Raw genomic sequence first — 6,803 nt, forward strand, 5'->3', positions numbered from 1 at the left:
TGAAAGTAGTCACCTTGTAAAGCTACCTGAATCCATCGGTAAATTAACTAATCTAAAAACGCTTCATCTTCCATTTAATCATCTAACAAGTTTGCCTGAATCTATTGGCAGGCTAACTAATCTCACATGGCTGAATCTATCTAACAACAGTTTTGTAGCTCTACCTGATAGTATCGGTCAACTTAATAGCCTAACAAATCTCAACCTTAGTCATAATAAAATAAAAAATCTTGCTGAGTCAATCTCTCAACTTACTCATCTCACTAATCTCGATCTTTGGCAGAATCAACTAACAAGCTTGCCTGAATCCATAGGTGGCTTAATTAATCTTACAGAACTTAATCTTACTCATAATCAATTACAAAGCTTTCCAGAGTCTATGACCAAATTAACTAATTTAAAAAGAATTATCATTGAAATAGATAAAATCAAAGATTTACCCAGATTGATGAGCAGAATATCTAATTTAAAAATGTTTTACTTAGATTTTAATACTAATGGAATGGCCATAGGATTCAAGGAGGTAAAATAGAGATTCCAATCATAATCTATTCTTTACTTCGCATCCATCCAATTAGCCCCACTCCCAATCTCTGCCACCATCGGCACACTCAGATCGATCGCACTTTCCATCGTCGCCTTAATCTTCGGCTGCAACTCCTCCCACTCATCCTGGGGAATTTCCAACACCAATTCATCATGGACTTGCAACAACATCTTTGCTTGATATTGCTCCAATAACTTATCGATCGAAATCATCGCCAACTTAATAATATCCGCACTCGAACCCTGAATCGGTGCATTCGCCGCAGCGCGTAAATAGCCCGCATCTAATTGTCCTAAATTGCCGAGATTATCCAGATCGATCGAATTTGGATTGCTACCTTTTAAGCCGCGCAATTTACCACTTTCAAACTTGAAATACCGCCGCCGTCCGCAGACAGTTTCGACATATCCTAACGCGATCGCTTCCCGTTTGACGCGCTCTAAGTAGTCAAAAATGCCTGGGTATCGATCGTAAAACTTCTCAATGAAGACTTTGGCTTCGCTGGTTTTGACACCTGTTTCTCGCCCAAATTTAGCGACACCCATGCCATAAACAACGCCGAAATTGATGATCTTACCCATCCGGCGTTGTTCGCTGGTGACGGTATCACTTTCAAATAAGAGTTTGGCGGTGACGGTGTGGATATCTTCGTTTTGGTTGTAAGCCGCGATCAAAACGGGTTCTTGGCTCAGGTGGGCGAGGATGCGGAGTTCGATTTGGGAGTAGTCAGCCGCAGCCAGAATCCAACCTGGTGCGGGGATAAATGCGCGGCGAATTTGGCGACTAAATTCGGTGCGGATCGGGATATTTTGAAGGTTGGGATTGGATGATGAGAGTCGCCCCGTGACGGTAACGGCTTGATTGAAATCGGTGTGAACTCTGCCAGTTTTGGGATGTATTAAGGCGGGGAGCGCATCGACGTAGGTAGATTTGAGCTTGGAGAAAGTGCGGTGTTGGAGGATCAGATCGACGACTTCATGTTTGCCTTGCAATTTTTCCAGGGTATTGACATCAGTGGAGTAGCCGGATTTAGTTTGGCGGATACCTTTGGTGTCCAATTGGAGTTTTTCAAATAAGATTTGCGCGAGTTGTTTGGGCGATCCGAGATTGAATTTTTCGCCAGCTAGGGTGTAGGTTTGCTCCTCGATTTTGGCTAAATCTTTAGCTAATACTAGCGAGAGTGTCTTCAGGTATTCCGCATCGATATTGATACCCCGATCTTCCATGTCTGCAAGAATCGGTTCGAGGGGTAATTCGATCTCTTGCAAGAGCGCGAGTAATTTCGGTGCGGCGGCTAATTCGGCTTTGAGGAGATCGTGAAGGCGATATGTACCCCAGACATCCATCCCGCAATATTCGGCGACTGCGGGGATGCGAATATTCGCAATCGTCTGTCCTTTTGGTACTAAGTCATCGTAACTCTGGGGGACGATGCTCAGATAGCGGCTGGATAAGTCGGTGAGATTGTGGCTGCTGTCGGGATTAAGGACATAGCTCGCCAGCATCGTGTCAAATACTACCCCTTGGAGGTGGATGCCTTGGTTTTTAAATACCAATCGATCGAATTTAGCATTTTGCAATACCTTTGGATAAGCCGCAGATTCGAGGATTGGTTTGAGACTATTGAAGACTAATTCTAGATCTAAATTATCTCCCGTTTCATGTCCCACGGGGATATATGCCATGCTATTAGTTTCCTCACCCCAACAGCAACCAATCCCAACTAAATTCGCATTGCGCGGTTCTAAATCGGTAGTTTCCGTATCCCAAGCAACGGGATGATTGGGATCTGTATGTTGCTGAAGATTGGTAATTAAAGCTTGCAATTTCGCTAACGTATCGATAATTTGCGGTTGAATCGGACATAGCCGACTGAGTTGAAATTTATCGGTATCTTCGGCACTAAAAAACCACATATCGTCGCCACCATCATCGGGCACGATTGCCCCACCAGGCGTTACAATCTCATGAATTGCTTCGTGGGGACTATTAACATTCTCAGGATCTGGAGCCGCCGCACCGCCGAAAGCCTCTTGTAGTTTCTCGATATCTTTGGTAAATCGATGCAGCTCTAATGTTTGTAATAACGGCTGCACCTGCTGAAAATCGAACCCAGTTAATTTCGTCTCGATTAACTCAACTGCCAACGGTACATCGGTAATAATTTTCGCTAAATATTGCGAGTGATTAGCATCATCCTTCCCCGCAATCAGCTTCTTACCATTCGCCCCTAGAATCTCTTCCACGCGATCGTAAATAGTCGCCAGATCGCCATATTCATTCAACAACTTCACCGCCGTCTTATCACCAATTCCCCGCACGCCAGGAATGCTATCTGACTTATCCCCACACAACGCCTTATAGTCAATAATCTGCGCCGCAGTCACACCCATTTTATCGACGACACCTTGCTCGTTCATTTCCACTACCGAAGGGCCACTTTGAGCAAAAGCTGAAGTCATGTACAATATGCTGACTCGATCGCGATCTCTCACCAATTGGAACATATCCTTATCGCCAGACAAAATCTTCACCTGATAACCCGCGCGGCTAGCTCTCCCCGCCAAAGTCCCCAACACATCATCCGCCTCAAATCCCACCGCCGTAACTGTTGGTAAATTTAACGCTCTCAATAATAGATACAGATTCTGAATATCGATCGTGAAATCTTCTGGCGTTTCCACTCGATCGGCTTTATAATTTTCATCAGCCTCATGTCGAAAAGTCGGCGCGCGTAAGTCAAATGCGATCGCCATTGAATCCGGCTTTTGACTATTAATAATCTCTACCAAAGCCTTGACAAATCCAAAACAAATACTCGTCGGCACTCCGGCAGAAGTCATCAAGCCACCGCTCTTACTTTTGGCATAGGCAAAGTAAGAACGGTAAGCGAGGGAGTGTCCATCGACGAGAATTAGCAGAGGAGTTTGAGACATACGATCGAGTAGATTAACCTAATTAAATTATACACAATCTGTAGGGGCGGGTTTATGCTATACCCTATGGGTAATTCTAGAATATTTAAATTAAACCCGCCCTCAACTACGAATAACGAATTGTATGTGATTGGCTACGAATATCTAATCGATTTAGACATTCTAGTGGGGTTGGGCGGGTTTGCTGGAGGTTGCTAGGATCGATCGATAATTGTTAGCATAAACCCGCCCCTACAGATGCTTGAAATTGAGATTTCACATGCATATATATTTATAAGGCATATTTTTTAAGCCAATTAATAACATCATCGGCATTTCGATCGGGCGGAAAAACTGGATAGAAGACTTTAACTATTTTCCCATCTTTCACAATGAGTGTAACTCGCTTAATTAGGTGATTGTTATCTATTTCAAGAATTGGTAATTTGAGCATCTTGGCAAAGCTCAAATCACAATCGCTCAAAAGATCGAAAGGCAAATGCAGGCGTATCTTTGCTTCAAGCTGATATTCATTACCTTGAGTACTAAGTCCAAATACTTGCGAACCTAAATTATTTAACTCTTGATATCGAATTTAATCCAGATCGCAATACCGCCAAAACATCTGCCATCGAGCCTGACAATATTGCTTCAACCGCCAACCACAATCCAGGAAATACTTGACTCTTAACTATGCCATTCTCATCGAGTTCTAGCCGGATATAGTCACCATCTTTAAGACTAAACCAGTCGATTTCTCGATCCAAAGTGCGCCAGACAATATACTCCTGTACGCCATTGCGACGATAAGCAGCTTTCTTATCGTGAAGATCGATCGATACAGTACTAGCCGCAATCTCAATTATTAATTCCGGCGCACCTGCGATATAGTCATCTTCCGTAATCCTCGCTCCTCTACCTGGGATAAACATCACCGCATCAGGTTGAAATTCATTATCTAGATCGAGGCGCACTGTTGGTTCGATCCCCACCATCAAACTAGGTGTATTAGCTTGATATGAAACCAACCAACCCGTAATTTGACTGTGGGGTTGTGCGTGACTTCTAATTCTTAATGGGGATGCCATATAGACGATGCCTTCGATTAATTCTGCTTTATTACTCCCTGTTTTTTGATAAGGCATAGCAGCATAACGCCGCTCAAATTCATGACGAGTCAGCCTGTCGCCATTTTCTAGTAATGGGATAGTTTTTGATGAGGTTGTAGTCATAACTTATCCTCCACGACTATTGATAGTTTAAATCTTGAGATCGATAGCCTGTCTCGCTAAGTGAGATTATTGTCTAATTTTAGTAGTAAAGCCAGAAGCCTTAAACTTCTTCAATTGCAGCGGCTGCCGCGCACTCGCTGGCACCGTAACTCGCATTTCAAAATCATTAATCCCTGGTGGTACCTGCTCGATTAAACCCACCCGCCCCCGATTTGGCAGCACATTGTTATTGTCCGCATCATAAATCCGCCCGAAGACATCCGCATCGTAGACTGTCTTACCCGACTTATTTTCGGCTTTGCCAGTAATCAAAAAACAAGCAGCATCCTGCGTTACCCCACCGCTACTCACCGCACCTTTAGACATTTCTGCCGAACAATCCTTATAACCAATATTTGACAACGGGATGGGCGTAACTGCGAATGCTGCGGGGGCAACTAGCCACGTAGACATCGATAACACGATCGCAACGGTAAATCTGACGAAAGTACGAATCAGCATGGCAAGAATGGTAGGTTGTGTGGGAGAGTGGGGGCGTTGTAAGACAAAGGACGCTTGCATCCTGCAAAACCTCAAGCCTAACCTAAAACCATTGTCCCCCATTGAAGCGCGAATAGGGTGACAGGATGCGGAGTAGGGAATGAGTGACGATCGCACTAAGCAGACTAAAACTAGTATAAAACCCGATGAACCCAGGGATATTAAAATGAGCTATGTCGATCCCTGGTAAGCCAATAACTTTAATAATCGTTATCAAAAATAGCCCTTCCCATACTGCCGCACCGAACTGGAACAACCCGTTCCAGTCGCCATCCCAGCGAAATCGTTGCAACTGATGATAGCCAAAATCCCAGGCTAATCCGAATAAGCCGAGATAGATTAAGGTTAGCAAAGTTTGTCCGGCGATCGCGGGACTAGATCTGACTACCATGAGGATGGTTAATAATAGCCCAACTGTAGCCAATAACAAGACTCGAATTTGCCAGCGACCAAATAGAGTAAAAGTCATAATCTGCTTATCGGGTATCGATCGGATTTCAATATTCTACCCAATCTCTACATTCGAGTTAGTAACAAAGTTTTACAAGCAACGACGCCAAACGTCTGCGCCAGCTACTACACTAGAGGTAATGCGTTAGGAACAGAGCATATCGAGACAATTTACGGCAACTTACAAGGATTAAAATCCAATCAGATTAAAAAGCTCCGGAAGTTATATAACGATCGACTACCAGGCGATCGACTGACTACGCCAGAATTTGCCCAAAAGCTAGCGGCAATTAGTGCCGAAATCGGCGACCCAGTGAGCGTATATATCAATCGGCGCGGTCAAATTATCCGGTTGGGTGTCGGCACTCCCCGCCAAACTCAAATTCCACCATTAGAATTACCGCGTTATGGTGCCGAACGATTGAGTGGGATTCGGTGTATTTCGACCCAACTCAAACCGGAAATTCCTAGTGAGAGTGCGCTGACAGCAATGGCTCTGCAGCGATTAGATGCACTGGTAATTCTAAACATTACTGGTAGCGGTTTTCAAAAACGGGGCGGGGGTGCGACTGGATATATTCAAGATACCTATCTCGCTCACTTGGTGCCGCATCCAGAGATTAATTGGACGATTTCGCCACCGTTGAGCCTAGATACGATTAGCGACCAAGATTTTCTGGATCTGGTTGATGGGATCGAGCGCGAATACGAGCGAGATGTTGCCAATCAAAACGTTGCGGACGAAACAGATCGAGTCGTATTAGTTGGGGTCAAAACCGACTATGTGACTACCCAGCGATTTACCGATGGCTTGGAAGAGATCGTTAAATTAGTCGAAACAGCAGGCGGTGAAGTCCTCCACACCATCCAGCAAAAAAGATCGAAACCCCACCCGCAAACCGTCGTCGGGGAAGGGAAAATCCAAGAAATCGCCCTCGCCGCTCAAAAAATCGGGGCGAACCTAATTGTCTTTGACTGCAATCTCTCCCCCAGCCAGGGGCGGAATCTCGAAACCCAAATCGGGATTCGGGTCGTAGACAGAACTGAGGTGATCTTAGATATCTTTGCCCAACGCGCGCAATCTGGTGCAGGTAAATTGCAAGTCGAGCTAGCCCAACT

The 6,803-nt window shown here is 44.7% G+C and carries 6 protein-coding genes and 1 pseudogene; 2 read left to right on the forward strand and 5 right to left on the reverse strand.

The annotated features are described in order from the left end of the window. Positions 1–532 (forward strand): leucine-rich repeat domain-containing protein (locus RMO27_RS09815; RefSeq protein WP_309731852.1); only part of this gene is annotated, 532 nt, incomplete at its 5' end. Between the two features lie 23 nt (positions 533–555). On the opposite strand, the gene polA is transcribed toward RMO27_RS09815, so the two are convergent. From polA to RMO27_RS09835, 5 genes are all read right to left on the reverse strand, one after another. Beyond that, on the reverse strand, positions 556–3,483 hold the full coding sequence (gene polA, locus RMO27_RS09820; protein WP_309731855.1) for a DNA polymerase I: 2,928 nt from the start codon (positions 3,481–3,483) through the stop codon (positions 556–558). Between the two features lie 271 nt (positions 3,484–3,754). Beyond that, positions 3,755–4,057, reverse strand: coding sequence for a redoxin family protein (locus RMO27_RS23810; RefSeq protein WP_396133655.1), 303 nt, complete (start codon positions 4,055–4,057; stop codon positions 3,755–3,757). Next, positions 4,035–4,694: a Uma2 family endonuclease gene (locus RMO27_RS09825; RefSeq protein WP_309731858.1), complete on the reverse strand. Its 660-nt coding sequence runs from the start codon at positions 4,692–4,694 to the stop codon at positions 4,035–4,037. The genes RMO27_RS23810 and RMO27_RS09825 overlap by 23 nt, the downstream gene beginning before the upstream one ends. Before the next feature lie 66 nt (positions 4,695–4,760). Then, entirely contained in the window at positions 4,761–5,195 is a 435-nt protein-coding gene (locus RMO27_RS09830) for a hypothetical protein (protein WP_309731862.1), read from the reverse strand. An 82-nt stretch (positions 5,196–5,277) separates the two neighbouring features. Next, positions 5,278–5,703, reverse strand: a complete 426-nt coding sequence (locus RMO27_RS09835; protein WP_309731860.1) for a hypothetical protein — start codon at positions 5,701–5,703, stop codon at positions 5,278–5,280. A gap of 141 nt (positions 5,704–5,844) precedes the next feature. On the opposite strand from RMO27_RS09835, the pseudogene RMO27_RS09840 reads away from it, so the two are divergent. Beyond that, positions 5,845–6,803 (forward strand): annotated as a pseudogene (locus RMO27_RS09840) (GTPase HflX); the annotation flags it as partial.

Origin of the sequence: Chamaesiphon sp. OTE_75_metabat_556, from assembly GCF_031378165.1 — a bacterium.
Taxonomy (GTDB): domain Bacteria; phylum Cyanobacteriota; class Cyanobacteriia; order Cyanobacteriales; family Chamaesiphonaceae; genus Chamaesiphon.